The sequence below is a fragment of the Pseudoalteromonas sp. 20-MNA-CIBAN-0454 genome (assembly GCF_040308685.1).
Taxonomy (GTDB): Bacteria; Pseudomonadota; Gammaproteobacteria; order Enterobacterales; family Alteromonadaceae; genus Pseudoalteromonas; species Pseudoalteromonas nigrifaciens.
This window is the reverse complement of the sequence record NZ_JBEOOB010000183.1, coordinates 1-263: the sequence shown is the minus strand read 5'-3', so window position 1 is coordinate 263 and position 263 is coordinate 1. Positions and strand designations below refer to the sequence as shown.

At 62.4% G+C, this 263-nt stretch carries 1 protein-coding gene; it reads right to left on the bottom strand.

Annotation, left to right across the window (positions count from 1 at the left end):
- Nucleotides 1-35 precede the first annotated feature (35 nt).
- Nucleotides 36-263: hypothetical protein (locus AAEZ22_RS18440; RefSeq protein WP_352298507.1), on the bottom strand; the 228-nt coding region annotated here is incomplete at its 5' end.

Genomic DNA, 263 nt, shown 5'->3' with positions numbered 1-263 from the left:
CTCCAGAGCCAGGATTTGAGGGACTTATCAGGTGCCTACTTTTTCAGAACCTTGACCAAGCCACGGTCGGTGGCCTTGCGATAACCGTGGTAGGCCTCGAAAGTGCCAAACTCGGCGCGCAGTTCCTTATCGCCGTCCCAGGTCGCTTTGGCGCGCTCTTCCAGGGGCGCCTCCAGATCCTCTTCGGCGGCAGCTGGTGCAGCCGGTGGCGTGAGTGCGTTGGGTACCGGCGCAGGGGCCTGACTGCGAATGTCGGCAAGAGC